Below are 468 nucleotides of genomic sequence, written 5' to 3'. Positions count from 1 at the left end.
CCCCACTTGGAGTGGTTCGTCGAACTCGGGGTCCTCGAAAAAGTCGCAGACAATCCTGCACTCTTTGTCCGAAACGAGGCCTACTTTGAGTTCCGTCGTGTCACGGAACTGACCCGGGAGTTCAAAACAGCTGAAGCAGCCGACGAAGCAATCGACGAGTACCGAATCCGCGAACGAGAACTCTCGAGCTACTTCGCTGAATCCTCACCCGAGGCGGTTGTTCTTTCCGAGACGACGTACGAAGATCTCGATGAGGCGTACGACAGGTTGAGTGAATGGCGAACAGTCACTCGCCGCCTTCGTGAACTCCGAGAAGCCAAATTCCGTCTCAAATCAAATACCGGTGGGAGTCCTGCCTCGTCGTTCCCCTGAGCTCGATGGGACGCACAGATGACCTCAACGAAGAACGGATGCGAATTCTCGGTGGTCGACTCGCAGATCTCTCGGTAATCGAGACCGTCCAGTACT

General features: G+C 55.1%; 1 protein-coding gene. It reads left to right on the top strand.

Annotated features, from left to right (window positions below):
* On the top strand, positions 1-372 hold a 372-nt coding region (locus DEQ92_RS22455; protein ID WP_233516954.1), incomplete at its 5' end, for a hypothetical protein.
* Positions 373-468 lie beyond the last annotated feature (96 nt).

Source organism: Haloferax sp. Atlit-6N, from assembly GCF_003383195.1.
Lineage (GTDB): Archaea > Halobacteriota > Halobacteria > Halobacteriales > Haloferacaceae > Haloferax > Haloferax gibbonsii.
Note: the sequence above shows the minus strand (reverse complement) of the source record. Positions and strands in the feature narration are given on the sequence as shown.